Raw genomic sequence first — 25,949 nt, forward strand, 5'->3', positions numbered from 1 at the left:
CGCGTGGACCGCACCGGCACGTCTGCCGCCACCGACCCACGGCGCCCGTCCGACCACATCGGCGCGGAACAGCCCGACAGTGACATCGCCCAGCCCAAGCTCGGTCCGATGGGATGGCTGCGCTGGGGATGGCGGCAGCTGACGTCGATGCGCGTCGCGCTGATCCTGCTGCTGGCGCTGGCGATCGCCGCGATCCCGGGCTCGATCTTCCCGCAGCGCGGTGCCGACCCGAACGGTGTGGTGCAGTACCGGCAGAACAACCCCGAACTGTTCCCGATCCTCGACGGGCTCAGCCTGTTCGATGTCTACTCGTCGCCCTGGTTCTCGGCGATCTACCTGCTGCTGTTCATCTCGCTGATCGGATGCGTGCTCCCGCGCATCAAGCATCACGCCAAGGCGCTGCGCACGCAGCCGCCGCGCACCCCCGCCCGACTGTCGCGGCTCGATGACCACCGCTCGGCGCAGCGCGAGACGACCGACCCCGAGACCGAGGCCCCGGCGGCCATCGACGTCGCCGAGAAGCAGCTGAAGTCCCTCGGCTACCGCGTCGCCCGCTACGACCGGGGCAACACCTGGTCGGTCTCGGCCGAGCGCGGCTACTGGCGCGAGACCGGCAACCTGATCTTCCACATCGCGCTGGTGGGCGTGCTGATCACCGTCGGCATCGGCAGCAGTTACGCCTACACCGGCCAGAAGGTCGTCATCGAGGGGTCGAGTTACGTCAACACGCTGATCGACTACAACTCGATCGACCGGGGCCGCCTGGTCGCAGACGACGCCTTCAACCCGTACGCGATCACCCTTGACAGCTTCGACGTCACGTACGAGGACTTCGGCCAGCCCGGCGCCGGCCAGGCCGGCAACTTCGCCGCCAACGTCTCGGTGCAGCACACCGACGGCTCGACCAGCGACGGCAAGATCCAGGTCAACCACCCGCTGCACGTCGAGGGCGACAGCGTCTACCTGCTGGGCAACGGCTACGCCCCGACGATCACGGTGCGCAACGCCGAGGGCGTGGCGGTACTCAGCCAGCCAGTCGAGTTCCTGCCGCAGGACAGCGCGATGACCTCACTCGGCGTCGTGAAGATCACCGACGGCATGCCCGAGCAGCTCGGCATGATCGGATTCCTGTACCCGACCGTGGTTGAGCTCGACTCGGGCGCGTATGCCTCGGCTCACGGCGCGCTGAACCTGCCGCTGCTCACGCTCGACGTGTACCAGGGCGACCTCGGCATCGACGGCGGCCGGCCCGTGTCGGTGTTCGAACTCGACACCGACGGCCTCGACAAGCTCAACGGACGCGGCACAGACGTCGCCTCGATCGAACTGCAGCCGGGCGAGACCGCCGACCTGCCGAACGGTCTCGGCACCGTCACCTTCGAAGACGCCTCGCCCGCCGACGCGAACGGATCGCTGGAGTCGGTCAAGCGCTACGTGTCGCTGCAGATCCACCACGACGCCTCGGCCGTGTGGGTGCTGGTCTTCTCGATGCTCGCCCTGGGCGGACTGGGCCTCGCCCTGTTCGTGCCCCGCCGCCGCATGTGGGTCAAGGCGACAGCATCCGACAGCGACAGCATCCACCTCGAGTACGCCGGGCTCGCGCGCGGCGAAGACCCCACTTTGGCCGCTGCCGTGGACGACCTCGTCCGCGGTCACGAGCGACTGCTCGACGGGACCGCGCCGCAGCGCGGGACCTCCGTGAAGGGAGCATGACATGCCCGATCTCGATTCCCTCTCGATCCTGACGCTGTGGACGGCGATCGCGATCTACGCGGCGTCGTTCGTCGCCTACGCCTTCGACCTCGCGAAGCGGTCGTCGGCGAGCGACCAGGCGAAGACGAAGGCGCTCGTCGGCGCCGGCGGGGGAGAGGTGGATGCTGTCGCCTCAACCTCCGGCGGTGCCGCCGACGCTTCGCCCGCCCGCAAGCGCTACGTCTTCGGCCGGATCGGCACCTCGCTCGCGGTGCTCGGCTGGTTGTTCCACCTGACGGCGACGCTCACGCGCGGTTTCGCGGCCGGACGCGTGCCGTGGGCGAACCTCTACGAGTTCGCGATGGTCGGCACGCTGCTGATCATGGCGGTCTACCTGCTGATGCTGCTGCGTATCGACCTGAGCTTCCTGGGCAGCTTCATCTCGGGTCTCGTGCTGGTGCTGTTGGGCGCTGCCGCGGCGAACTTCTACACCGAGGTCACGCCGCTGGTCGATCCGCTGAAGTCGATCTGGCTGGTCATCCACGTGTTCGTCGCTTCGCTGTCGACGGCGCTGTTCGCCCTCGCCTTCGCTCTCTCGGTGCTGCAGCTGATGCAGGCGCGTCGTGAGCGTAAGGTCGCCGAAGCCGCCCAGAAGACCGGCCCCGGCTTCTTGCGCACACTGCCCGAGGCCTCGCGCCTCGAGAACATGGCGTACCACTTCACGGTGGTCGGGTTCATCTTCTGGACCTTCACGCTCATCGCCGGCGCGATCTGGGCACAGGACGCGTGGGGTCGCTACTGGGGCTTCGACGTGAAGGAGACCTGGACCTTCATCATCTGGGTGCTCTACGCCGGCTACATCCACGCGCGCGCGACGCGCGGGTGGCGCGGCACCCCATCGGCATGGCTGTCGATCACCGGCTTCGCCGCCGTGATCTTCAACTTCACCATCGTGAACGTCTTCTTCAAGGGCCTGCACGCGTACTCCGGCCTGAGCTGAGCCGCCTTCGCGCAGCAGCGCCGCGCCGCGCCGCCAGCCGCGCCGCACGAGAACAGGCTCGTTCCCCAGAACAGGATGATTTCCGCGGATTCATCCTGTTCTCGGGATGTTTCCTGTTCTCGTGCGCGCAGACAGCCAGCGCGCCCGGCCCGTCGGCTCGGCGAGCGGGTCTCAGGCGGTCAGATCGAGCGCAGCGCGCACGATGCTGTCGGCGTCGATGCCGTGGTAGCGGTACACATCGGCGAGGTCACCGGCCTGCCCGAACCGGCTGACACCGAGGTGGCGAGCCGGCATACCGTGGATGCCGGCGAGGAACGCCAGGGCGTGCGGATGCCCGTCGAGCACGGTCACCATGGGCCGGGCCCGCTCCCGCGGAAGGACCTGGTCGAGGATCCAGTCGGAGCCCTCGTGCTGACCGCCGCGTGCCTGCACGGCGTCGAACAACAGGCCGGGGCTGGTGACGCACACGATGTCACTCGTCACACCTAGAGCGGTCAGGCGGTCTGCGGCTTCGATCGCGTCGGGCAGCATGGCTCCCATGGCGACGATCGTCACGGCCGGATCGGCGGCGCTGCGCAGGCGATAGCCGCCCGCGAGCACCTGACGCCGACGACGCTCACGCGCGGCCGGATCGGTGGGCACGGCTGCGAGTGACTGGTCGACGGGCTTGGTCGACAGGCGCAGGTAGGCCGACTTGCCTGCGGGCCGGGCCATCTGCGACATGGCGGCCAGCAGCATCCACTCCACCTCCTGCATGAACGCGGGCTCGTAGCTCAGCAGTTCGGGCTGCTCGATGCCGATCGAGGGCGTCTTGATCGACTGGTGCGCACCGCCCTCGGCGGCGAGCGAGACGCCCGACGGAGTGCCGATCAGGATCGACTGGCCACCGGCGTACATGCCGTACGACCAAGGCTCCAGCGCCCGTTCGACGAAGGGGTCGTACAGCACACCGATCGGGAAGAGCGGCTGCCCCCAGCGGCTCCAGGTGGCGCCCAACTCGCTGATCAGACCGACGAGGTTGACCTCGGCGATGCCCAGCTCGATGTGCTGCCCGCTGGGCCTCTCGCGCCAGTGCATGATCGTCTCGGGATCGTCGGCGAACCAGTTCTGCCGGTCGTCGGGTGACCACACGCCGGCCTTGTTCAGCCAGCCGGCGAGATTGGTGCTGCTGGACACATCCGGGCTCGCGGTGACGACGCGGCGCGCCACCTCGGGGGCCGAGCGAGTGAGGTCGAGCAGCACGCGACCGAGGGCGGCCTGCGTCGTGCCCGAGCCCGACGGAGTACGGCCGAAGTCGGCGGGAACGGCCGGCGGAGCAGCATCCGCCACCGGCTCGCGCCGCAGGCGCGCAGCGGTCTGCGCGCACAGCACACCCTCGGCGGTGGTCTTACCGAACCGCTGCCACGGCGCGCCCGGATCCATGCCGATCTCGGCGGCGAGCTGTGCGTACTGCTCGACGGTCAGCAGCGAGGAGTGGTTCTGCGGATGCCCGGCCGTGGGCAACCCGTTGCCCTTGATCGTGTAGGCGATGATCACGGTCGGACGGGTGTCGTCGATCTGCGCGAACGCCGCGCGCAGCGCCGCCAGATCGTGCCCACCGAGGTTGCGGATCGTCCGCAGCAGCTCGTCGTCATCGAGCGTGTCGAGAAGGGCGCGGATGGCGGATGCCGTGGCATCCGCCCCGGGCAGGCGGTGCCGCAGCTCACCGGCGTCGCAGCGCAGCAGGCGCTGGTACTCGGCGTTGGGCATATCGAGGATCCGCGTCCGCAGAGCCTCGCCACCGGGGCGTGCGAAAACGGCCTCCAGACGCGCGCCGAACGGCACCGTGAGCACCTGCCAGCCGGCCGCGTCGAACATGCGCTCGAGCTTGCCCGCGGCGATGTTCGGCACCACCCGGTCGAGCGACTGCCGGTTGAGGTCGACGATCCACACCAGCTCGCCGAGGTCGGGCACGTGCGGATCGAGCAGCGCCTCCCATACGGCGCCCTCGTCGAGTTCGGCATCGCCGACCAGCGAGTACTGCCGGCCGGCGTGGCCGCCGCCCGAGAGCGTCGCGGCGTAGCGCCGTGAGATCGCACCCCAGATCGGCGCGGTCGCGCCGATGCCGACCGATCCGGTCGAGTAGTCGACCGTGTCGGGATCCTTCGAGCGGCTCGGGTAGCTCTGAATGCCGCCGAACTGCCGCAGCGTCGTCATCTGCGTCTCATCGAGCTCGCCCAGCAGGTAGTTGATCGCGTGCAGCACGGGTGAGGCGTGCGGTTTGACCGACACGCGGTCCTCGGCGCGCAACTGGTCGAACCAGAGGGCCGTCATGATGGTCGCGATCGAGGCGCTGGAGGCCTGATGTCCGCCGACTTTGAGGCCCGACGGGTTCGGGCGCACGCGGTTGGCGTGGTGGATCATCGACGTCGCCAGCCACAGCACGCGCTGCTCGATCGCGGCGAGGGTGGTCAGATCGTCACCGGCGATGGCCATGGACGGGGCGTTGATGCCCGCGGCGAGGGTGGTGAGCGAAGGAGTCATGGGGCGGTTCCTCTGGTGGGCGGCACCACGTCATTGCGGTGCCGAGTCGCGCTGAGACCCTGGTGAGGTCGTCCTGCCCGGTCGTGCGGGTGGCTGCGGGGCAGGCGGGGAGTATGCAGATGGTGCTGTCATTGGATCAGGTGTGAACGACGTGCACAATAGAGACGATCGCAGTTGATCAGAACGGGCAATTCTTGCCCGTCGAGAGTGAAAGGCGTGATCACGATGGCACGCACCGGCCTCGCCGACCGCACCGACCGACGTCTGCTCCGAGAGCTCATCCGCACCCCTGCGGCGACCATCGTCGCCCTGGCAGAGGCGACCGGACTGGCGCGCAACACCGTCCGCGCCCGGCTGGCGCGCTACGACCAGGACGGCACCGTGCGGTCGTTCCAGCGCCGCATCGACCCCGGGGTACTCGGCTACCCGCTGAGCGCCTACATCGTCACCAGCGTCACTCAGCGCAAGCTCGATCGCGTCGGCGAGTCACTCGCGGCGATCCCCGAGGTCGTCGAGGTGCTGGGGCTGTCGGGCATCACCGATCTGATGATCCGTGTGGTCGCCCGCGACGCCGACGATCTCTATCGCGTCGCCGGGCGCATCCTCGATGTCGACGGCGTCAAGCGCACGACGACCGGACTGGTGATGCGCGAGATGGTGCCGTACCGCATCGAGCAACTGCTCTGAGGGTGCCAGTAGGACCGCGTCACTGATCCGCGTCGCTGGTCGGCGTCACCCATCCGCGTCACCGGGCGGCGCGGCAGGCGCCGCCCGGTGACGTCGGATCATGCGGTCGCGAGCACCCGCTTGGCGCTGGTGGTGCGCCGGGTGCTGACGGCGAGGATCGCCGCGCCGAGCGACAGCACCGCCCAGACGATGAGCCCCGCGGTGGCGGCCCCGGTCGGTGAGATCAGTCCGGTCAGCGCGGGCGCGGTGGGCATCGCCGCGCCGAGTCCTGCGAGCCAGCCGGGCACCGTCGAGATCACCCCGGTGGCCAGGGCGAGCACGCCGACCAGTGCGCTGACCCAGCGGCCGATGCCGCCGAACACGGCGACCAAGGCTTGGTTGACGGCGGCGAACGCGATACCGGTCAGCACGGCGAACCCGGCGAAGCCCCACCAGGTGGCGGCGTCGTACTCGGCGACGATCTGCACGACGAGGGCGACGAGCACACCCTGAGCGGCGCCGATCGCGGCGGCGGGCCAGAAGCCGCGCAGTACCAGGTCGAGCGACGAGCGCCGTGAGGTCAGCGCGTTGCCGGGCACCGCGCGCAGGGCGATGAACGAGGCGAGCGCCCCGAACCACAGCACGACGGATGCCAGCAGCGGGATGGTCGTGGGGCCGAACATGGCGTCGGAGTCGGATGACGACGCGACGGGGTCGGCGATCACCGACGACAGCGCGGTCGATTCCTCGTCGCTGAATGAGGGCAGCGAGGTGCTTGCGGTCGTCAGGCCATCGGCGAGGTCATCGGTGCCCGAGGCCAGCGAGTCAAGACCCGTGGCCAGCTCGCCGGCGCCCTCACCGAGCGCGGTCACGCCGTCGCCGAGCTGGCTGGCTCCGGTGCCGAGCTGAGATGCGCCGTTGGCGATGCCTGTGGCTCCCTCGCCCAGCCCCGAGGCGCCGGTGCCGACCCCGGCCATGCCGGTGGCCAGATCGCGAGCGCCATCCGCAGACTGCCCGATGCCCCCGGCGAGCTGGTCGACGCCGTCGCCGAGGGCGAGTGCTGCGTGGCCGGCGTCTGTCAGCTGTTGTGAGAGATGCTCCGGGAGGCCCGAGATCTCGCCGGCGATGGGCGCCATGTAGCCCGCCACGGTGCCGGCTTCGGTTGCTGCCTGCTGTGCGGCGGTGGCAGCGCCTCCGGCATCGGACGCCGTTGCCGCCAGCTGAGTGCAGAAGTCGGTGCCCGAGACGTCGGGGTCGCACTGCGCGGCGAGATCACCGAGCTGCTGGGCGACACTGCCGATGCGACCGGCTGCGTCCGCCGACGATGCCGCGGCGGAGTTCGCGGTGTCCGCCACGAATTGGATGGTGACGACGAGCTGGTTGACCTCGCTGTCGGGAGCGGTCACGGCCGCGGCCCCGTCGAGCAGACCGTTGCCCAGGGCGTTTGCCCCATCGCCGACCTCGCCGATCTTGCCCGCGATGGTGTCGAGTCCCGCACCCAGGGATGTCGCTCCGCCGCTGAGCTGGTTCGCACCGTCGGCGAGTTCGTTCGCTCCACCGGCCAGTTGAGACGCACCGCTGGCCAGCTCACCCGCGCCACTGGCGATTCCGCCGGCGCCGTCGGCGAGCTGAGCGGCCCCGTCGGGGATCTCGGCAGCACCGTCGGCGGCATCGTGAGCGCCGTCGGCGAGCTGGGCCGCTCCGTCGGCGGCATCCCCGATCTGGTCGCCGATGGTCTTGAAACCGACCAGCACGTTGCCCACGGTCGCCTCGCTCAGCATCGTGCCCATGGTCGACGCGGCGACCGAGGCGATCTGCTGGGTGATGAGTCCGTCGGCGACCCGGCCGTCGGGTGCGGTGGTGACGGTGATCTCGGCCTGCTGCGCATCGGCATCCCCGCTCTGCAGCGCGGTGCCGGCGGATGTGGCATCCGCCGAGAACGACTTCGGGATCGTGACGATCGCCTGGTACTCGCCGTCGGCGAGGCCCTCGGCTGCGTCGTCCTCGTTCGAGATCACCCAGGTGAGGTTGGAGTCCATCTCGTCGGAGCCCTCGACGAGACCCGCGGCCAGCTGGCGCCCGAGCGGCGTGTACTGGCCGTCGATCGTGACGGGTTCGTCGAGGTTGACCACGGCGGCCGTCATCGCGTCGAGGCGGCCGGTGGGGTTCTGCAGCGCGGCGACGAGGATGCCACCGATGATGGCCGGCAGCAGCAGCACGCCGATGATGGTCAGCCAGGTGATCGGGCGCCGCGAACGTGCGCGTTCGATGGGGAGGGTCACTTCGTGTTACTCCGTTCGCTCAGTACGTCGCTTGCGTCCACCTCGGAGTCGGTTCCCTGTCGCCGAGACCCCGTGTTGTCGTCGACACCCCGTGCTGCGGACGACCGCGAGTGGGGGTGTGGGCGAGAGGTGGGGGTGTGGGCGGGGGAGGAAAGATCGGTGACGGATGCTACGGATCGGCCGGCCGCATCGAGCAGGCACTGAGCGGCATCCGGGTCGACGGTCGTGAGCACGACGGCCGTACCCGGGGCGGCGTCGCGCAGGCGCGCGGCGAGCTGGTCGCGCTCGGCCGCGGTGAGGCGCTCGACGCCGTCGAGGATCGCCAGACGGGTGCGGCCACGCAGTGCCTCCGAGACCGCGGATGCCGCATCCGCATCGCCCAGCAGGACGATGCCGACGTGGGATCGTACCCACGCGGCACGACCGGGTAGCAGGTGGCCCGCCACGCGCAGGCGACCCGCCTCGGGCTTCATCCGGCCGGCGAGCGTCAGCGCCAGCGCGCGCAGCGTCTGCGGGCGGGCACCCGTGATGACCAGCGAGCCGGACGGTTCCAGCCGCAGGTGCGCAGCGTGTACGCCGCCGTCCGCGAGGCTGAGTCCATCGGCGGCGAGGATGCTGTCGTCACCCGGCCATTCGGCCAGCGCACGCTCGCGCTCGACGGCCTCGCCCTCGATGTCGACGTGCGGCAGGATCTTCTCCATCCAGGTCGGGATGCGCCAGGCGCGGTCGCCGAGGATGGCCATCACCGCGGGGATCAGCGTCATGCGCACGAGGAACGCGTCGATCGCGATACCGGCGGCCAGGCCCAACGCGATCGGTTTGATCGACGAGTCGCCCTCGGGCACGAACGCGACGAACACCGCGAACATGATCAGCGCCGCTGCGGTCACCACGCGGGCCGACGACGTGAAGCCCGAGCGGATGGCGCGCACGGCGGCGGCGCGGCGGTTCTCGGCGACCGTGCGGTCGGGGTCGTGCACGTAGTCCTCGCGCATGCGCGAGACGAGGAACACCTGGTAGTCCATGGCCAGACCGAACAGCACGCCCATCAGCACGATCGGCATGAACGAGATGATCGGTCCGGTGCGCGCCACATGCAGCAGGTCGGCGAACCAGCCCCACTCGAACACGGCCGCGACGACACCGAACGACGCCACGATCGAGAGCAGATATCCGGCGGCAGCGGTGATCGGCACCCAGATCGAGCGGAACACCATCGCCAGCAGAATCAGCGACAGGCCGATCACGAACACGCCGAAGGGCAGCAGCGCCGCACCCAGCTGATCGGAGATGTCGATGGCGACGGCGGTGAAGCCGGTGACCTTCAAGTCGATGCCGTACTCGTCCAGCCACTCGTCGTGATGTGAGCGCAGCTCGCGCACGAGGTCGCTGGTGGCCGGGTCATCGGGGGCGGTCTCGGGAATGATCTGCACGATGCCGGTATCGGCCGTCTCGTTCGGGGTAGCCAGCGCCACCTCGCGCACGCCGGGCAGCTGCGCGACCTCATCACCGAGGTCCTGCATGAGCGTGAGCGGATCGGTCGAGGTCACGATCGTTCCGGTGAGGATCAGTGGACCGTTGAACCCCGGGCCGAACTCCTCGGCGGTCAGGTCGTAGCTGATGCGCGCCTCGGAATCCTCCGGGAGCACACCGGCGTTCGGCAGTGCCAGGTTCAGGCTCAGCGCCGGTACGGCCACGATGCCCAGACCGAGTACGACGGCGATGCTCACCAGGATCGGGCGTTTGGTGACGCCGCCGACCCAGCGGGCGGCGAAGCCCTCACGGGGCGCTGCGTCACGGGCATCCGACTTCTTCATCTTCGGGGCCTTCTTCGCGCGCCCGGCGACGCGACCCTTCAAGAAGCCGAGCAGCGCCGGGGTCAGCGTCACCGAGATGGCGACGGCGATCGCGACGGCGACGGCCGCGGCGATACCCATCGTCGTCAGGAATGGGATGCCCGCGAAGCCGAGTCCGATCAGGGCGATCAGCACGGTGATGCCGGCGAACACGACGGCCGATCCAGCCGTGCCGACGGCGCGGGATGCCGATTCCTCAGGATCGATGCCGTCGCGCACCTGGTCCTGGTGGCGGGCGATGATGAACAGCGCGTAGTCGATACCCACCGCGAGCCCCAGCATGAGCGCGAGCAGCGGCGTGGTCGACGAGACCGTCGCGAAGGCGGTCGCGGCGAAGATGCCCGCCATCGAGATGCCGACGCCCAGCACCGCGGTCAGTAGCGGAAGCCCCGCCACGACGAACGAGCGGAACGTCACGATCAGCACCAGGAGGGCGATCACCAGGCCGACCGCCTCGGTGATGGTCACGGCTGGGATCGCCATGGCGAACAGGTCGCCGCCCAGGGCGGTCTGCGATCCCTCGGGCAGTGCCGCCGCGAGCTCGTCGACGATGCTCTGCAGCTCATCGGTCACCTCGGCGCTGACATCGGTGGCCTGCCCGTCGAACTGCAGACGCACGATCGCGGCCGTGTGCTCGTCATTGACCATGCCCTCGACCATCTCGTCGTAGGGGGAGGTCGCTGCCAGCACGCCGTCGAGCCGGGCGAGCTCGTCGACGGCATCCTCGATCCCGTCACGGTAGGCGTCGTCGGTCACGTCGTCGCCATCCGCGGCGACGACGATGAACTGCGCGTTCGTGCCACTCACCTGGGGAAAGGTGCGCTCGAGCTGCTCGAGGCCCGCCTGTGACTCGGTGCCGGGTATCGAGAAGGTGTTGTCGGTTCCCGCGCCGAGAACGATCGCGCCGCCGCCGGCGATGCCGAGAACGATCAGCCAGCTGACCAGGACGCGCCAGGGATGCCGGAACGACCAGCGTCCCAGGGATGAGAGCAGAGTGGACACGCTTCCTCCGGGCAGAGAGTTCGATACACAGGTGTATTCAATACGTAGATGTATCCTATGGGAATCGCGTGACCACAGGCTGTGCGCCGGATGTGAAGATGCGAGAGTGAGCAGCAGGAGGCCCCGATGACGACACCGACCCGCAGTCGTGAGAACACCCGAGCACGCCTGTTCGAGGCCGCCGGGCAGGTCTTCGCCGAGGTCGGCCTCGAGGGCGCGACCGTCGAGGCGGTCTGCGAGCGCGCCGGATTCACCCGCGGCGCCTTCTACTCGAACTTCGAATCCAAGGACGAGCTGTTCCTCATGCTGGCGGGCACCGTCGCCGCCGGACGCCTGACCGCGGTACGCGAGCAGGTGACGGCGATGGCCGCCGACGGCGCCCTCGAGGACTGCACCGCGGCCGGGCTCGTGCAGCGGGTGATGGACGCCGGCGGCGACGACCGCCTGAGCATCATGCTGATGAGCGAGATCCGCATCCGCGCGATGCGCGACCCCGCATTCGGAGCGGCATACCTGGCGCAGGAACACGAAGTCGAGACGAGCATCGCCGACATCATCCGCGAGATCGTCGACGCGGGAACCATCGCGCTGCGCCTCGACCCATTGCTCGCGGCACGTGTGCTGATGATCGTCTGGGAGGGCATGGCCGTGCGCGGCGCGATGTCCGGCGCCGACGACACGCAGATGCACGACGTCAGCAGCGAGGTGCTCGGTCGCCTGGTCGAGGCGCTGCTGGCCTGAGCCGGTCAGCGTTGGAGGGCTCCTGTCAATCCGCCGCAAGCAGTGCGTGGCAGCGGGTGAGGCGCTCGAGCCACCAGTCCCGACGTTCGGGCGATGCCGCCAGGCGGGTCAGCGCGGCCGCATCCGGAATCACCCGCGCGGCGGATACCGACCCGCGCACCGGACGCGCGTCGGCGACGTCGTCGGCGAACAGCGCCGCCGTACCGAGGCCGCAGTCGTACTCCAGCTCGGGCAGGGAAGCCGCCAGCGCGGCGCCCTGTGCGAGCCCGACGGCCGTGTCGAGGGCGCTGGAGACGACCGCCGGCAGGCCCGTCTCGGCGACGATCCCGAGCGCGCGGCGGACGCCACCGAGCGGCTGCGCCTTGATGACGATGAGGTCGGCGGCCTTCGCCTGAGCCACGGCCAGCGGGTCTGCGGCCTTGCGGATGCTCTCGTCCGCGGCGATCGGGATGCCCTTGTGCTTCACGCGGTAGCGCAGTTCGGCCAGCTCGGGCACCGTCGCGCAGGGCTGCTCGGCGTACTCCAGGTCGTACTCGGCGAGAGCGTGGATGGCGTGCTCGGCCTCGTCGAGGTTCCAGCCGCCGTTGGCATCGACGCGGATGCGGCCCTCCGGACCCATGTTCTCGCGCACGGCGCGCACGCGGGCGATGTCGTCGGCCAGTTGCTGGCCGCGTTCGGCGACCTTGACCTTGGCTGTGCGGCATCCGTCGAACCGCGCCAGCACCTCGGCGACGCGTGCCGCCTCGACGGCGGGCACGGTGGCATTCACGGGGATGCGCTCGCGCAACGGCGCGGGCTGCTCGTTCCAGGCGAAGTCGATCGCGGCGGCCAGCCAGGTGGCGGCTTCGGCGTCGTCGTACTCGACGAACGGCGAGAACTCGGCCCAGCCCTGTGGACCTTCCAGCAGTAGCGCTTCGCGGGTGTCGACGCCGCGAAAACGGGTGTTCATCGGCAGCGCGACCACCCGGGCCGTGGCGAGCAGGTCATCCAGCGCAGGCGTCATGCGTCCATCATGCCCGCCTGCTGCACGCAACTCCGGAGAAACCTGCCGATCGGCGGGGAAACCGGTTGTTGGGCGGCTGAATCGGGTATTTCTTCCGGAGTTATGAACAGCTGAGTCGGGGAGGCCGTCAGTGCACCCGCTTCTGAAGCTCGGCCATGCGCGCCGACACGACGAAACCGAGCCGCGTGTTGACCTCGAGCATGTGTCTGTTCGACTCGGCGTTGTACGTGTAGATGCGCGGCGTCTCGGGAGAATGCTGCTGCAGCATCCGAAGGTTCTCGAGTTTGATGCGCAGGCCGAGTCGGTGCCCGCGGTCCTCGCGGCGCACGAGCGTGCCCCACTGATACGCATTGCCGTCGTCGCCGGAGACGACAATCTGTGTGTACGCGGCGATGCGCCCGTCGGATGCCAGCGCCACCGTTCCATACGATGTGCGCCCCTGTTCCCGCTGCAGACGCTCGTCCGCGCGGTAGTCGTCCACGTCGGATGAAGAGGTCTCCACATCGAGGTCGCCGGTCGGTGCCTCGGTGTCGAGGATCGCGTCGAGCGCCGCCCACTCGGCCACGAACTCCGCTGGCACAGGGCCCACCCAGCGGCGAAGCTCGTAGCCGTCGGTCGGAGCTTCGGTCAGCATGGCGTCGATGACCGCGTCGGCCACCGGCAGGTCGAGCCGGTTCTGCAGGTCGCCGAGCGCGACCTCATAGCCGTGGCGCCGGGCGAATTCACGATTCGCCGCGCCCGCACCGTCGGCGGGCAGAGACGCCGGCCAATAGATGTCGGCCCGCATCGTGGTGCGACCCGCCGCGACCGCCTCGCGCTCCAGGTGCGCGAGCAGCATCGATCCGACGCCCGTGCGCCGGTGCTGTGGCGGCACGTTCACGCCGATGGCCGCGATGTGCAGGTTGTCCTTGAGCGAGAGCGCCAGCGAACACGAGCCGACCACCTCTCCCTCGCGCAGCGCGACGAACGCTTGGCGGCGGGTGGTCGCGGATTCCTGCAGCAACTCGATGCGGCTCTCTTCGCGCGACCAGACGATGGCGTTCTCGCCGAGGTCGGCCCTGCGGGCGGCGGCATAGGCGTCCCACCAGGCGTCGTACCGTTCGCGATCGGTCGGGTCGACGGAGGCGATCTCGATCGAGACGGGCGCGATGTCGGTTGTGGACATCGTTCCAGACTAGAGCCGAAGGTACTGAGTGGTTGTCGCAGCGTTGCTCAGAACTCTGTGCACCGCTGCTGCACGCAACTCCGGAGAAACCTGCGGATCAGACGGGAAACCGCCCACCGGGCGGCAGAACCAGGTGTTTTTCCGGAGTTACGTACGCGTGCGTCGCCGTTGGGCGCTGTAGAGGTGTAGCCGGGCCCCGCAGCGCCGAGCACGCCCGCCGGACCTCAGCCGGCGGTGACCGACTCGATGGTCACGGGCTGCTTCGGTGTGCCGTCAGGGCCGCCGGATTCGGTGCCCTGCTTGGCGACGTCAGAAACGGCGGCGACGCTGTCGGCGTCGAGGCTGCCGAACACGGTGTACGAGGGCGGCAGCTGAGTGTCGGCGTAGACGATGAAGAACTGCGAACCGTTGGTATCGGGGCCGGCGTTCGCCATCGCCAGGGTGCCGGCGGGGTAGGTCTCGGTGCCGGAGAGCTCGTCGGCGAACGAGTAGCCGGGGCCGCCCGTTCCGGTGCCGGTCGGGTCGCCGCACTGCAGCACGAAGATGCCCTGCGTGGTGAGGCGGTGGCAGCTCGTGCCGTCGAAATAGCCCTGTTCGGCCAGCGACAGGAAGTTGTTGGTGGTGCATGGCGTCGCGTCGGCATCGAGCGTCACGTTGAGGGCGCCGGCGCTCGTTGTCATCAAGGCGGACACCTCACCCGAGGCGCTCGGGTCGGCGGGAGGCGCGGTGACCGTCTTAGCCGGGGTGCGTCCGTCGGCGGGGTAGCTGCACTCGCCGGATGCCACCGGTGCTTCCGCCGATGAGGTCTGCTGCGGGGCATCCGTTGTTGACGCGCACCCGGTGAGCGCGAGGGCGCCGGCGGCGGCGAGGGCGAGCAGAGAACGACGAACGCGAGAAGTCAGCACGGCACGATCGTACGCGACCACTCGATCGGCTTCCTGCGTGCGCGGGTGCAAGCGGGAATACAGTGGATGCTGTGAGCTCCGCATTCGTCTCTGACCTCTTCGACCCGACCGAGTGGACGCTCGCGCCGGGCGCCGAGGCGTACACCGACATCACCGCACACGTCTCGAACGATGGACGCATCGCCCGCATCGCGTTCGACCGACCCGAGGTGCGCAACGCATTCCGCCCGCACTCGGTCGACGAACTGTACCGGGCGCTCGATATCGCGCGGCAGGATCCGCGAGTTGGAGTCGTGCTGCTGACCGGCAACGGGCCGAGTCCGAAGGACGGCGGGTGGGCGTTCTGCTCGGGTGGCGACCAGCGCATCCGTGGGCGCGACGGCTACAAGTACAGTGAGTCGACCACCGAGGTGCACGACCCCGCGCGCGCCGGGCGCCTGCACATCCTCGAGGTGCAGCGACTGATTCGCTTCATGCCCAAGGTTGTCATCGCCGTCGTGCCCGGCTGGGCCGCCGGTGGTGGGCATTCGCTGCACGTGGTGTGCGACCTGACGATCGCCAGTGCCGAGCACGGCCGTTTCAAGCAGACCGATGCCGATGTGGGCAGCTTCGACGCCGGCTACGGGTCGGCGTACATGGCCCGTCAGACCGGTCAGAAGTTCGCGCGCGAGGTGTTCTTCCTCGCCGAGGAGTACTCGGCTCAGCGCGCTTATGAGACCGGTGCGGTCAACCGTGTGGTGCCGCATGCCGAGCTTGAGCGTGAGGCCATTTCGATGGCACGCACGATTCTGACGAAGTCGCCGACGGCGATCCGGATGCTGAAGTTCGCCTTCAACGCGGTCGACGACGGTCTGGTGGGTCAGCAGGTGTTCGCCGGCGAGGCGACGCGTCTGGCGTACGGCACCGATGAGGCTGTCGAGGGCCGTGATGCGTTCCTCGAGAAGCGCGACCCCGACTGGTCCCCGTACCCCTACCACTACTGACGCCCGTGCCCCTGCCGCACTCCACGCCCCTGGCCTCGTTCCGTGAGAAACCATCTGCCGTTCGAGAAACCACGTGCGACATGGTTTCTCAGACGGGAAGTGGTTTCTCAGTGGGGTGCGCGGCGGGGGACGCGGCGGGGTGCGCGGCGGGGGACGCAGTGGGGAGGGGGAGTGGATGCTGACGCTCGGCGGCGTTGACGGGGGGCGCGCGGCGGCGGTGAGCGACGCCCTGCCGGGTGCGCTCGCGGGGACCACGCCGATCGCGCTGGGCTTCACGCCCGCACCCGACGAGGTGGTGCCGGACGGCACCGCCGTCGTGATCGCCACGTCCGGGTCATCGGGCATCCCGAAGCGGGTCGTGCTCAGCGCCGCCGCACTGCGCGCGAGCGCCGAGGCGACGGCCGCGCGCATCGGCACGGGGCAGTGGATGCTGGCACTCCCGGCCGCATACATCGCCGGGGTGCAGGTGATCGGCCGCTCGCAGCTCGCTGGATACGAGCCGGTGCTGCTGGTGGAGCGCTTCGCGCCCGACGCCTTCATCCGCGCCACGGAGGGACTGCGCGCCGACGTCGACCGGTTCACGTCGTTCGTGCCGGCGCAGCTGCAGACGCTGCTAGACGCCGCCGATGATGACGAACGGGTGCTCGACGCACTGCGCTCGTACCGTGCGATCCTCATCGGCGGGCAGGCGCTCCCCGACTCGGTACGCGGGCGGGCCGTCGACACGGGAGTGCGTATCGTGCGCACCTACGGATCGAGCGAGACGGCGGGGGGCTGCGTCTACGACGGCGTTCCGCTGGAGGGCGTGCGACTCGCGGAGGTCGATGGTGAGATCCGCATCGCCGGTCCGCACCTGGCGACCGGGTATCTGGGCGATGCCGCGCTCACCGCGGCGACGTTCGTCAGTGACAACGACGGCATCCGCTGGTACCGCACGGGTGACGCCGGAATCGTCGCCGACGGGCGGCTCCGCATCACCGGGCGCATCGACAACGTGATCATCTCGGGTGGTATCAACGTGTCGCTCGATCGTGTGGAACGGGTCGTGCGCAGCATCCGCGGTTTCGAGCAGGCCGTCGTCGTCGGCATTCCGGACGAGCGCTGGGGCGAGGCATCCGTCGTCTTCGCCACCGGCGCCGACGCGGCGAACCGTCTCGACGACGTGCGCGAACGCGTCGCCGACGAGATCGGCAGGCACGCGCGACCCGTTCGTATCCAGACCATGCCCGAGCTGCCGCTGCTGGCATCCGGAAAACCCGACCGCGAAGCGCTTCGCCGGCTCGCGCGCGGGTGACGCGGTCGCCGACCCGGCAGACTGGGCGCATGGCGACCTATACGCACGGGCATCACGATTCGGTACTGCGCTCGCACAACACCCGCAACGTCTCGAACTCGGCCGCCTATCTCGCGCCGCATCTCAGCGCCACGACGCGGCTGCTCGACATCGGAGCAGGCCCCGGAACGATCACCGTCGACTTCGCGAACCGGGCGGCCCATGTCACCGCGACCGAGATCAACGCCGACGCGCTTGGTCTGTCACGGGCGCTCGCCGCGGAACGCGGCGTGACGAACATCGACTTCTCAATCGAGGACGTCCACACGCTGAGCTTTTCCGACGGTGCCTTCGACGTCGTGCACGCCCACCAAGTGCTGCAGCACGTCGCGGACCCCGTGCAGGCGCTGCGCGAGATGCGCCGTGTCACGAAGCCCGGTGGCATCGTCGCGGCGCGGGACGCCGACTACGCGGGGTTCATCTGGTTCCCGCTGCTTCCCGAACTCGACGAGTGGTTGCAGCTCTACCGGGCGGCGGCGCGGGCGAACGGCGGGGAACCGGATGCCGGTCGGCGACTGTTCGCCTGGGCGCGCGCGGCCGGGTTCACCGAGATCGAGGCGACGGCATCCACCTGGTGCTACGCGACCGAGGCCGAGCGCGAGTGGTGGGGCGGCATGTGGGCCGACCGCATTCTGCACTCCGCGCTCGCCGAGCAGCTCACGGCGGCCGGCATGGCGACGGATGCCGACCTGCGCCGGATCAGCGCTGCCTGGCGCGCGTGGGCATCCGACGGCGACGGCTGGTACCTGGTGCCGCACGGCGAGATCCTCTGCCGCGCCTGACCCTCTGCCGCGCCTGACCCCGGGCAGGCCCCGGCCGCCGTTCGCAACTCCGGAAGAACGTGGGGTTCCGGGGCGAACTCGGGGCTGTGGGAGCCTGGGGAGCCTGTTTCTCCGGAGTTGCGTACGGGGCTGGCACGGTGCACGCGGATACATCCGCAGATGGACGCGTCGGGGGCACCCGCTCCCGTAGCGTGAGAGGGTGTTCCGCCCCGTTCCCCGCACCTGGCTCGTGCTCGACATCGTCGGCGCCGTCTTCGGTGTGCTGCTGACCCTGCCGATGTCGCTCGCCTTCGCCGTCGAGTCGCCGAGCATGTGGGTGCACCCGGCATGGCTGTCGGTCACACTGCACATCCTCATCGCCATCGTGATGTGGGGCGCCGCGGCGATCAGCCGGCTCTCGCCCGCATTGGCGCTGATCATCGCCTGGGGCGCGGCGATCGTGCAGATGGCGGCGGGGCTGCCGCCGGCGGCGTACAACATCGCCATCTTCGGCGTGCTGTTCGGCACTGCCGCGTGGGGGTCCCAGCGGCTGCTGTGGATGGGCGGCGCCTCGACGCTGCTGGGGGGCATCCTCGCCGGCTTCTACATCGCGGTCGTGCAGTTCGATGCGTCGTCGGTGGTCGCGCCGGCGCCACCTGAGCTGCGCGTCGTGCTGCTGGCGCTGCTCTTGGGGATCACGATCGGGTTCGCGCTGGTGATCTCGTGGGGAGCGGGGCTGCTGTGGCGGCTGGTGCGGCACGGGCAGCAGACGCGTGAGGCGCAGCTGCGTGCCGAGACGCTCGCGGCCGAAGAGCAGGAGCGCTTCAGCATCGCGCGTGACATGCACGACGTCGTCGCGCATTCGCTCGCGGTGGTCATCGCCCAGGCAGACGGGGCGCGCTATGCCGCCGCGGCGGCGCCCGAGCTCGCGCAGGAGGCGTTGGGCACGATCGCGACGACGGCGCGGTCTGCGCTGTCGGATGTGCGGATGCTGCTCACACAGCTCCGGCACCGCCAGGGCGACGGTCCGCAACCGACCCTCGCCGACTTGGAGACTCTGTTCGCACAGGTGCGTCACGCGGGTGTCGAGCCCCGTGTGACCGTCGATCCGATGCCGCCGGGGGAGCCGCCCGGTGCGATCCAGCTCGCCGTGTACCGCATCTTGCAGGAGGCACTCACCAATGCGCTGCGACATGGCACAGGTGATGTCGATGTGCATCTGGCGTGGCTGGCCGACCGGGTCGAGATCAGGGTGCGCAACAGCATCCGCACGCCACTGCCGCCACGCGCGGTGGCGATGGCCCGCACCGGGGCGATCCCGCAGGCGGTCGGGGCGGGTCACGCCGGGCATGGCCTGGTCGGCATGCGCGAACGCGCGCAGTTGGTGGGCGGTACGCTCGTGGCCGGGGCGGATGCCGGTGTTTTCACCGTCAGCGCCACGCTTCCGATCGGGCCGCAGCACTCCGCTGCCGACAGCGCCCGCTGATCTGCTGGAGGTTCCATGATCTCGGTCGTGCTCGTCGATGACCAGGCGCTGTTTCGCGCGGGCATCCGCATGCTCGTCGCATCGCAGCCCGATATGGACGTCGTCGGCGAAGCCGGCGACGGACGCGAGGCCCTCGACGTCATCGCACGCACCCGACCCGACGTGGTGCTGATGGACATTCGGATGCCGGTGATGGACGGCCTGACGGCCACGGCCGAACTGCTGACGCAGCCGAACCCGCCGCGCGTGGTCATGCTCACGACCTTCGACCTCGACGAGGCCGCGGCCAGGGCGATCCAGCAGGGGGCCAGTGGTTTCCTGCTCAAGGACGCCGACCCGGAGTTCCTGCTGGCGGCGATCCGTACGGTCGACGCCGGGTCGAGCGTGATCGCCGCCGCGGCCACCCGCGACCTGTTCGCCCACTTCACCAGCGAGACCAAACCCGTGCCTGCGCAGTACGCCGAGCTCACTGAGCGCGAGCGTGAGATCTTCGCGCTCGCCGCGCGCGGCCTGTCGAACGCCGAGATCGCGGCGCGCGAGTTCCTCAGCGAGGCGACGGTGAAGACGCACGTCAGTCGCATTCTCGGCAAGCTCCTGCTGCGCGATCGGGTGCAGCTGGTCGTCTTCGCATTCGAGCACGGTCTGGTCTGATCCGCCCGCTGCGGGCATCCGAACGGCCGACGACGGGCATCCGAGATCATTCTGCCGATGTATGCCGGATGATCCGCCGGGGCGATGCGGCCCGGGTAGGGGCGCTCATAGCGTCGAAGGCATGCAGATCACGACCTCCGAACTCGGCCTCGCCGCGCGCGTTCAGCACCTCACCAAGTCCTACGGAACCGGGGATGCCGCCGTGCGCGCCCTCGACGGCGTCAGCGTCGGTATACGCCGCGGCCAGTTCACGGCGATCATGGGACCGTCCGGTTCGGGCAAGTCGACCCTGATGCACATCATGGCGGGGCTCGATTCGCCCACCGAAGGGCGGGCGTGGATCGGTGACACCGAGATCACCGGCCTCGGAGACCTGGAGATGACCATTCTGCGGCGCCGTCGCGTGGGGTTCATCTTCCAGTCGTTCAACCTGGTGCCGACCCTCGATGCTCTCGGCAACATCCTGCTGCCGTTCGAACTCGACGGGCGCAGGCCGTCTGCGATCGAGCGCGCCCGCATCGACGGTCTGATCGAGACGCTGGGGCTCGGTGCTCGTCTGACGCACCGTCCGCACGAGCTCTCGGGTGGGCAGCAGCAGCGCGTCGCGATCGTCCGTGCGCTCGCCACCGCGCCCGACCTCGTCTTCGCCGATGAACCGACCGGCAACCTCGACTCGGCGACGGGACGCGAGGTGCTGCAGCTGCTCGCAATGGCCAGTCGCGAGCACGGGCAGTCGATCGCCATGGTGACGCACGACGCGGTGGCGGCAAGCCACGCCGACCGGGTGCTGTTCCTGGGCGATGGGCGCATCGTCGCAGACCACCCGCGGCAGAGCGCCGAGCAGATCTCGTCGTACATGCTCGCCGCCGAGGTGGCGGCATGACCGCCGTCGCTGCGGGGGCTACCGGCGCCAGCGTCACGGCGGGGGCCGACCTGTCGAGGCCACGTGCGTCGCGTCTGGCCTGGCTCCGTGAACGCGGCATGGGTGCCAGCATCCTCGTTGCCGCGCTCTCGGCCGCGTTCGGGGTGATCCTCGTCGAGACGACCGTCTACATCGGGGCCTTCCTGCAGGCCGACCCGTACATCGGCGACAGCGAGACTCTGGCCATCGTGGTCGCGATCCTGTCGGTGCTGCTGACCGGAGTGGCGATGTACGTCGCCGCGATCGTCACCGCCAACACCTTCTCGACGATCATCGCCGGGCGCACCCGGCGCATCGCGCTGGTACGGCTGATCGGTGCCTCGGCGCGGTCGCAACGCTCCGAGGTGTCGTCGCAGGGATTCGTGGTCGGCCTGCTGGGGGCGACCATCGGCCTCGTGATCGGGGTTGGCGCGTCGGCCACCGGGATGCTGCTTGCCGATCAGCTGCTCGCCGGGGCGCCCGAAGGCGTCAGCCCGATGCAGCCCGCGGTGCTGCTGCCGTTCATCGGTGTGGCGCTCACGACCTGGTTGGCGGCCTGGGTCGGCTCGCGGCGGGTGCTGACGGTGACACCGTTGCAGGCATTGGGCGGATCGGTCGAGCGCGCTCACGACGAGGTCTCATCGCGCACCGGGCGTCATGTCGGGGCGCTGATCCTGCTGATCCTGGGCGCGGCGCTGCTCGCATTCGGTGTGATGCTCGGCCTCGTCACACCGCTGGGTGTGGTGGTGGCGTTCTTCGGCGGACTGCTGTCGTTCACCGGACTCGCGCTCGGATCGGTGATGGTGATGCCGCCGATCCTGCGACTGGTGGGGCGCGCGTTCGGCCGTTCGGCCACGGCTCGTCTCGCAGCCGAGAACGCCCTGCGCTACCCCGAGCGCTCGAGCCGGATGGCGATCGGCGTGGTGATGGGGGTGACGCTGGTGACGATGTTCGCCGTCGCGCTGGAATCGACGAAGATGCTGCTGGGACGCCAGGCCGATGAGCAGACGCTGCAGACGACCTTCGCGGTGCTCGACGGGTTCGCCGCGGTGATGATGGTGCTCGTCGCGGTGTCGGGGGTGATCGCCGCGGTCGGGTTGGTGAACCTGCTGACGATCGGCGTGGTGCAGCGCACCCGCGAGCTGGGGTTGCTGCGGGCGATCGGTCTGACCGGCGGCCAGGTGCGGCGCATGGTGCTGCTGGAAGCCGTGCACGTCACCGTCGCCGCGACGCTCAGCGGCCTCGTGCTCGGAATTGTCTACGGTTGGGTGGCGGCGCAGTCGCTGCTGGGCTCGGTTCCGGTACTGCCCGACTTCGAGCCCGCCGGGCTCGTGGCTCCGGCCGTGCCGTGGATGCCCGTGGCGATCATCGTGGCCGCCACAGCCGTGCTCGCCCTCGTCGCCGCTGTCGCCCCGACGCGCTTGGCGACGCGCGTCGCACCCGTCGAGGCGCTCGCCGCCGAGTAAGCCGCCCGTACGGATGGCGGGAGTGTGTACGTCGGGCGGGGGACACGCCGCAGAATCTCCCGCCATTCGTACAAGCTCCCGCCATTCGTGCGGCGCCTGTCACATCGAGCGCCCCGAGCGCCCCGATTAGGCTGATCGGATGCCACAGCCGACGTCGCAGACACCGCTGACCCAGTCGTCGTACCAGGTGCGTTTCGAGTGGGGTGCCGACGGGCTCGCGCGGCTCGCCCCCGCCGACGTGGTCATCGTCGTCGATGTGCTGCGGTTCTCTTCGACGATGGCGGACGCCGTCGCGCAGGCTCCCATCGCACTGGAGCGTGCACTGGCCTGGTCGGCCAACGGCGCCCAGGTCGCGGGCGCCGCGGCGCGGGTGGCCCCAGTGGTGCTGATCGGTGGCATCCGCAACGCCTCGGCGACCGCGCGCGCGGTGATGACCCTGCAGGAGCGGCGCGGTGACCGTACCTCGGTCAGTGTCGTCGCGGCGGGGGAGCGTGATGCGGACGGGCGGCTGCGCTTCGCCGTCGAGGACCAGCTCGGGGCCGGCGCGGTGATCGCCGCGCTGTCTGATCTGGGCATCGATCACTCCTCTCCCGAGGCCGCGGTGTCGGCGGAATCGTTCCGTGCGCTGCGGCGCGGGCTGCGTCATCTGCTGATCGGAAGCGCCTCCGGGCGGGAACTGGCCGACGGTGTTGCGTCGACCGAGCGGATGCTGGCCGATGGCATCCGCCCCGCGACCATCGAGGAGTGCGCCGCTGCGGATGCCACCGAAACGGTGCCCGAGCTGCAGGGTGGCGTCTTCGTCCCGTTCGCTTGAGCCCGACAGACCAGCGCCCGCGCGCCGCCGCGCCGGGGCGCCGCAGGCGCGTAGGGTCTGATGACATGAGGTACCTGCCCGCGCTCATCGTCGACGCCGTTCTGGTGCTCGTTTTCGCCGCTATCGGACGGGCCTCGCATAATGAGGATCCCCTGGGATTCGTGCTCACCGCCTGGCCATTCCTGATCGCACTCGTGCTGGGTCATGCGATTGCCGCACTGGTTCCGGCGCGTCCGCGGCGTCCGTGGTCACTGGGCTGGGGAGTGATCGTGTGGGTGGTCACCGTCGCCGGAGGGATGCTGCTGCGCATCGCCACGGGGGACACCGCCGAGACGCCGTTCATCATCGTCGCGACGTTGGTGCTGGGTGCGTTCTTGCTGGGCTGGCGGCTGATCACGATGCTGGTGCGCAGGTTCCGGGCACCCGCCGAGGCGCCGACGACCGAGTCGTAGGTTTGCGTCAGCGCGGCATCTGCGCCGCGAGGCGATCGGCCGCGGTGATCTCGCGCCGACGCCATTCGAACAGGTATCGGCGGTCGAATCGCCGCGAGCACTTGGCGCACGACGTCTCGCGCGCCGGCCGCCGATGGCGGTAGGCGACATGGCCCGAGGGGCACTGGCCGACCCAGGGCGCCAGCTCGGTGGCCGTCTCGCCGTGATGCGTCGTGCCGCCGACGTACCCCAGGCGGCGCGCTACGCGCTTCCACTCCGCGCCGTGCCCGGCGCCGTGCCCGGCCAGCGCGTGGGCCACCTCGTGCAGCAGGGTCTGATGGATCTCGTCGTCATCGAAGCGGGCGGCCAGATAGCGCGACACGGTGATGCGCTTGCGCTGGTAGTCGCAGAGGCCCGCGCGGCGCTTGGCATGGTCGAAGTCGAAGGTCCACGAATCGTCGAGATGCATGCGGATCAGCGCTTCACCCCACACACGCACGCGGTTCAGATCGGCCATGTGATCAGAGTAGGGCGGGCGACCGACATCGGGCAGCCCCAATCCTCGGCGGGCTGCCGACCAGGTCGGCGGCGTCGACTCAGGCGAAGACGCTGGGCTCGACCGCGCTGCGGCGCTCGGCTGCCTCGATCGCGCGCAGGGCCTTCTCGAGTTCGCTGTCGTCGGCACCGGCCGAGCGACGCAGGAACAGCGACTGCTTGAAGCTGTCGCGCGCCTCGTCGAAGTCGCCGGCCTCGTAAGCGTTCTTGCCGTGGTGCTGGTAGGCGAAGGCGGCGATTCCGGCCCAGCCCTGCCCCTCAGCCTCATGCGCGCAAGTCGCGAGCTCCTGCGCGGCTGCGGCGTGGGATCCGCGGTTCTGCAGCACGGTGGCATGCAGCACGCGCGCCCGCAGCAGGTCCTTGCGGGTGCCGGCCATCCGAGCCTGACGCACGGTCTCTTCGGCCAGCGCGAGCGCCTCGTCAAGGCGGTCGAGCACCTTCAGCAACCACACGCGTTCCAGCAGCACCGGCAGGCTGCGCTGGTTCTCGATCTCGGCCAGGCGCGCCATGCACTCGCGCGCATCCACCAGTTCACGAAGCGTGTCGGGGTCGTATCCCTGGATCAAATTCACGACGTCGGCTCCTCTCCGTGACCGCTGTCCAGTCTGCCCCGCCGGACACGGAACCGGGGGAGCCACGCCCGACGCGCGCCAACCATCCGGCGCGTGTGAGGCGCCTCACTTCAGGAACAGACCGGAATCGGGTCGGGGGGACGCCACGGCGTCGGCATCCGTCACGATCGCGGCTCCGCGGGCGAAGGCCGCGACCTCGTCGCCCTGGGCGATCTTCGCGGGGTGGGGGCCGGCCGCAAGCAGCCGCGGCAACCACTCGGTGGGCAGTTCGCTCGTCGAAGCGACCAGGACGAGATTGCCGAAGCGGCGTCCCTTCAGCACCTGGGTGTCGGCGAGCAGGGCCACCTCGCGGAACACGTTCGAGACCGTCGCGACCTGGCGCCGGGCGAACGCGAGCCCGGGGCCGTCGGCGACGTTGACCAGCAGCACGCCGGTGGGCGAGAGCAGGCCGGCGATCTCGCGGTAGAACTCGATGCTCGTCAGGTGTGCCGGGGTCTGCGCCCCCGAGAACACATCCGAGACGACGAGGTCGCAGTGGCCGGTCAGCGCGGGTGGCATCCGACTCAGCCCCTCCCGGGCGTCGCCGATGCGCACGCGGATCGCCGCGCCCCGCGGCAGCGGCAGGTGCTCGCGTACGAGTGCGACGAGCGGGGCCTCCCACTCGATGACCTGTTGGCGCGAGCCCGGGCGGGTGGTGGCGATGTACCGGGGGAGGGTCATTGCGCCGGCGCCGAGGTGCACCGCGCTGAGTGGGGCGGATGCTGTCGCGCCGAGCTGGTCGATGACGGCGCCCATCCGCACGATGTACTCGAAGTGCAGGTGCGTGGGATCGTCGAGGTCGACGTGCGACTGCGGTGTGCCGTCGACGATCAGCTCGAACCCGCTCGTGAACTCGGACGCTGCGATCTCGGCCGATCCGCCGTGGTCGAGCCGCGCCTGCGGGTTCTCGTGCTCGCGCCCGCGTGATCTGCCCATGCCAGAAGCCTAGCCAGCCCGCTGCGCGCCTTTCCGCGCATGGGCGAGGTGCTGCACTGTGCGTTCGGAAGGAATTATCACGACTCGGCCACGCCGCTGGGAACAACTTGCAGTGAATTAATTAGTAATGGATACTTTCTAATACGGAGGCGCTGGGCGCCATAGGACGTTTCAAAGAGGAGATCA

General features: G+C 69.7%; 22 protein-coding genes. 13 read left to right on the forward strand and 9 right to left on the reverse strand.

The window, feature by feature from the left end; translation table 11 throughout:
* Positions 1 to 3: 3 nt before the first annotated feature.
* Both ACLD0U_RS01530 and ccsB read left to right on the forward strand, forming a co-directional pair.
* Positions 4 to 1,713: a cytochrome c biogenesis protein ResB gene (locus ACLD0U_RS01530; protein ID WP_410339622.1), complete on the forward strand. Its 1,710-nt coding sequence runs from the start codon at positions 4 to 6 to the stop codon at positions 1,711 to 1,713.
* Between the two features lies 1 nt (position 1,714).
* Positions 1,715 to 2,692, forward strand: coding sequence for a c-type cytochrome biogenesis protein CcsB (gene ccsB, locus ACLD0U_RS01535; protein WP_410339623.1), 978 nt, complete (start codon positions 1,715 to 1,717; stop codon positions 2,690 to 2,692).
* A gap of 171 nt (positions 2,693 to 2,863) precedes the next feature.
* Here the strand turns inward: ccsB and ACLD0U_RS01540 are convergent, their stop codons facing one another.
* Positions 2,864 to 5,215 (reverse strand): transketolase-like TK C-terminal-containing protein, encoded by a 2,352-nt coding sequence (locus tag ACLD0U_RS01540; RefSeq protein ID WP_410339624.1) that lies wholly within the window; start codon positions 5,213 to 5,215, stop codon positions 2,864 to 2,866.
* Positions 5,216 to 5,440: 225 nt separating this feature from the next.
* On the opposite strand from ACLD0U_RS01540, the gene ACLD0U_RS01545 reads away from it, so the two are divergent.
* Positions 5,441 to 5,902: an Lrp/AsnC family transcriptional regulator gene (locus tag ACLD0U_RS01545; RefSeq protein ID WP_179409056.1), complete on the forward strand. Its 462-nt coding sequence runs from the start codon at positions 5,441 to 5,443 to the stop codon at positions 5,900 to 5,902.
* 98 nt (positions 5,903 to 6,000) lie between these two features.
* On the opposite strand, the gene ACLD0U_RS01550 is transcribed toward ACLD0U_RS01545, so the two are convergent.
* Together ACLD0U_RS01550 and ACLD0U_RS01555 are read right to left on the reverse strand one after the other, a co-directional pair.
* A complete protein-coding gene (locus ACLD0U_RS01550) occupies positions 6,001 to 8,163 on the reverse strand; it encodes a YhgE/Pip domain-containing protein (protein WP_410339625.1) in 2,163 nt (720 codons plus the stop codon).
* Positions 8,160 to 11,021 (reverse strand): MMPL family transporter, encoded by a 2,862-nt coding sequence (locus tag ACLD0U_RS01555; protein WP_410339626.1) that lies wholly within the window; start codon positions 11,019 to 11,021, stop codon positions 8,160 to 8,162. The genes ACLD0U_RS01550 and ACLD0U_RS01555 overlap by 4 nt, the downstream gene beginning before the upstream one ends.
* 126 nt (positions 11,022 to 11,147) lie before the next feature.
* On the opposite strand from ACLD0U_RS01555, the gene ACLD0U_RS01560 reads away from it, so the two are divergent.
* Positions 11,148 to 11,762 (forward strand): TetR/AcrR family transcriptional regulator, encoded by a 615-nt coding sequence (locus tag ACLD0U_RS01560; protein ID WP_206822866.1) that lies wholly within the window; start codon positions 11,148 to 11,150, stop codon positions 11,760 to 11,762.
* A gap of 25 nt (positions 11,763 to 11,787) precedes the next feature.
* On the opposite strand, the gene ACLD0U_RS01565 is transcribed toward ACLD0U_RS01560, so the two are convergent.
* From ACLD0U_RS01565 to ACLD0U_RS01575, 3 genes are all read right to left on the reverse strand, one after another.
* Positions 11,788 to 12,765, reverse strand: coding sequence for an o-succinylbenzoate synthase (locus ACLD0U_RS01565; RefSeq protein ID WP_410339627.1), 978 nt, complete (start codon positions 12,763 to 12,765; stop codon positions 11,788 to 11,790).
* 127 nt (positions 12,766 to 12,892) lie between these two features.
* Positions 12,893 to 13,930, reverse strand: a complete 1,038-nt coding sequence (locus tag ACLD0U_RS01570) for a GNAT family N-acetyltransferase (RefSeq protein ID WP_410339628.1) — start codon at positions 13,928 to 13,930, stop codon at positions 12,893 to 12,895.
* A 224-nt stretch (positions 13,931 to 14,154) separates the two neighbouring features.
* Positions 14,155 to 14,835 (reverse strand): peptidylprolyl isomerase, encoded by a 681-nt coding sequence (locus ACLD0U_RS01575; RefSeq protein WP_410339629.1) that lies wholly within the window; start codon positions 14,833 to 14,835, stop codon positions 14,155 to 14,157.
* Positions 14,836 to 14,906: 71 nt separating this feature from the next.
* Here ACLD0U_RS01575 and ACLD0U_RS01580 point away from each other — a divergent pair, with 71 nt between their 5' ends.
* From ACLD0U_RS01580 to ACLD0U_RS01620, 9 genes are all read left to right on the forward strand, one after another.
* Complete coding sequence (locus tag ACLD0U_RS01580) at positions 14,907 to 15,818, forward strand: 1,4-dihydroxy-2-naphthoyl-CoA synthase (RefSeq protein ID WP_410339630.1); 912 nt, start codon at positions 14,907 to 14,909, stop codon at positions 15,816 to 15,818.
* 175 nt (positions 15,819 to 15,993) lie between these two features.
* Complete coding sequence (locus ACLD0U_RS01585; protein WP_410339631.1) at positions 15,994 to 17,112, forward strand: AMP-binding protein; 1,119 nt, start codon at positions 15,994 to 15,996, stop codon at positions 17,110 to 17,112.
* 29 nt (positions 17,113 to 17,141) lie between these two features.
* Positions 17,142 to 17,933, forward strand: coding sequence for a class I SAM-dependent methyltransferase (locus tag ACLD0U_RS01590; protein WP_410339632.1), 792 nt, complete (start codon positions 17,142 to 17,144; stop codon positions 17,931 to 17,933).
* Positions 17,934 to 18,132: 199 nt separating this feature from the next.
* Complete coding sequence (locus tag ACLD0U_RS01595) at positions 18,133 to 19,398, forward strand: sensor histidine kinase (RefSeq protein ID WP_410339633.1); 1,266 nt, start codon at positions 18,133 to 18,135, stop codon at positions 19,396 to 19,398.
* Between the two features lie 15 nt (positions 19,399 to 19,413).
* Entirely contained in the window at positions 19,414 to 20,049 is a 636-nt protein-coding gene (locus tag ACLD0U_RS01600) for a response regulator (protein ID WP_179409045.1), read from the forward strand.
* A 121-nt stretch (positions 20,050 to 20,170) separates the two neighbouring features.
* The gene (locus ACLD0U_RS01605; protein WP_179409044.1) at positions 20,171 to 20,932 is read left to right on the forward strand and encodes an ABC transporter ATP-binding protein; all 762 of its coding nucleotides are present in this window, start codon (positions 20,171 to 20,173) and stop codon (positions 20,930 to 20,932) included.
* Positions 20,929 to 22,416, forward strand: coding sequence for an FtsX-like permease family protein (locus ACLD0U_RS01610; protein WP_410339634.1), 1,488 nt, complete (start codon positions 20,929 to 20,931; stop codon positions 22,414 to 22,416). The genes ACLD0U_RS01605 and ACLD0U_RS01610 overlap by 4 nt, the downstream gene beginning before the upstream one ends.
* A gap of 139 nt (positions 22,417 to 22,555) precedes the next feature.
* Positions 22,556 to 23,230 (forward strand): 2-phosphosulfolactate phosphatase, encoded by a 675-nt coding sequence (locus tag ACLD0U_RS01615; protein WP_410339635.1) that lies wholly within the window; start codon positions 22,556 to 22,558, stop codon positions 23,228 to 23,230.
* 65 nt (positions 23,231 to 23,295) lie between these two features.
* Positions 23,296 to 23,682: a DUF3054 domain-containing protein gene (locus tag ACLD0U_RS01620; RefSeq protein WP_179409042.1), complete on the forward strand. Its 387-nt coding sequence runs from the start codon at positions 23,296 to 23,298 to the stop codon at positions 23,680 to 23,682.
* Positions 23,683 to 23,689: 7 nt separating this feature from the next.
* On the opposite strand, the gene ACLD0U_RS01625 is transcribed toward ACLD0U_RS01620, so the two are convergent.
* The 3 genes from ACLD0U_RS01625 to ACLD0U_RS01635 form a co-directional block, all read right to left on the reverse strand.
* Positions 23,690 to 24,178, reverse strand: a complete 489-nt coding sequence (locus ACLD0U_RS01625; protein ID WP_179409041.1) for a SprT-like domain-containing protein — start codon at positions 24,176 to 24,178, stop codon at positions 23,690 to 23,692.
* Positions 24,179 to 24,257: 79 nt separating this feature from the next.
* Entirely contained in the window at positions 24,258 to 24,788 is a 531-nt protein-coding gene (locus ACLD0U_RS01630; RefSeq protein WP_179409040.1) for a hypothetical protein, read from the reverse strand.
* A 105-nt stretch (positions 24,789 to 24,893) separates the two neighbouring features.
* The gene (locus ACLD0U_RS01635) at positions 24,894 to 25,763 is read right to left on the reverse strand and encodes a spermidine synthase (protein ID WP_206820982.1); all 870 of its coding nucleotides are present in this window, start codon (positions 25,761 to 25,763) and stop codon (positions 24,894 to 24,896) included.
* Positions 25,764 to 25,949 lie beyond the last annotated feature (186 nt).

The organism is Microbacterium sp. 2216-1, from assembly GCF_046507855.1.
Lineage (GTDB): Bacteria > Actinomycetota > Actinomycetes > Actinomycetales > Microbacteriaceae > Microbacterium > Microbacterium esteraromaticum_C.

What these genes read in the sequence shown, in the direction of transcription:
- ACLD0U_RS01540 (WP_410339624.1), bottom strand. Translation starts at nt 5,215, where the DNA reads ATGACTCCTTCGCTCACCACCCTCGCCGCGGGCATCAACGCCCCGTCC.
- ACLD0U_RS01565 (WP_410339627.1), bottom strand. Translation starts at nt 12,765, where the DNA reads ATGACGCCTGCGCTGGATGACCTGCTCGCCACGGCCCGGGTGGTCGCG.
- ccsB (WP_410339623.1), top strand. Translation starts at nt 1,715, where the DNA reads ATGCCCGATCTCGATTCCCTCTCGATCCTGACGCTGTGGACGGCGATC.
- ACLD0U_RS01635 (WP_206820982.1), bottom strand. Translation starts at nt 25,763, where the DNA reads ATGGGCAGATCACGCGGGCGCGAGCACGAGAACCCGCAGGCGCGGCTC.
- ACLD0U_RS01620 (WP_179409042.1), top strand. Translation starts at nt 23,296, where the DNA reads ATGAGGTACCTGCCCGCGCTCATCGTCGACGCCGTTCTGGTGCTCGTT.
- ACLD0U_RS01605 (WP_179409044.1), top strand. Translation starts at nt 20,171, where the DNA reads ATGCAGATCACGACCTCCGAACTCGGCCTCGCCGCGCGCGTTCAGCAC.
- ACLD0U_RS01610 (WP_410339634.1), top strand. Translation starts at nt 20,929, where the DNA reads ATGACCGCCGTCGCTGCGGGGGCTACCGGCGCCAGCGTCACGGCGGGG.
- ACLD0U_RS01585 (WP_410339631.1), top strand. Translation starts at nt 15,994, where the DNA reads ATGCTGACGCTCGGCGGCGTTGACGGGGGGCGCGCGGCGGCGGTGAGC.
- ACLD0U_RS01625 (WP_179409041.1), bottom strand. Translation starts at nt 24,178, where the DNA reads ATGGCCGATCTGAACCGCGTGCGTGTGTGGGGTGAAGCGCTGATCCGC.
- ACLD0U_RS01545 (WP_179409056.1), top strand. Translation starts at nt 5,441, where the DNA reads ATGGCACGCACCGGCCTCGCCGACCGCACCGACCGACGTCTGCTCCGA.
- ACLD0U_RS01600 (WP_179409045.1), top strand. Translation starts at nt 19,414, where the DNA reads ATGATCTCGGTCGTGCTCGTCGATGACCAGGCGCTGTTTCGCGCGGGC.
- ACLD0U_RS01570 (WP_410339628.1), bottom strand. Translation starts at nt 13,930, where the DNA reads ATGTCCACAACCGACATCGCGCCCGTCTCGATCGAGATCGCCTCCGTC.
- ACLD0U_RS01560 (WP_206822866.1), top strand. Translation starts at nt 11,148, where the DNA reads ATGACGACACCGACCCGCAGTCGTGAGAACACCCGAGCACGCCTGTTC.
- ACLD0U_RS01590 (WP_410339632.1), top strand. Translation starts at nt 17,142, where the DNA reads ATGGCGACCTATACGCACGGGCATCACGATTCGGTACTGCGCTCGCAC.
- ACLD0U_RS01615 (WP_410339635.1), top strand. Translation starts at nt 22,556, where the DNA reads ATGCCACAGCCGACGTCGCAGACACCGCTGACCCAGTCGTCGTACCAG.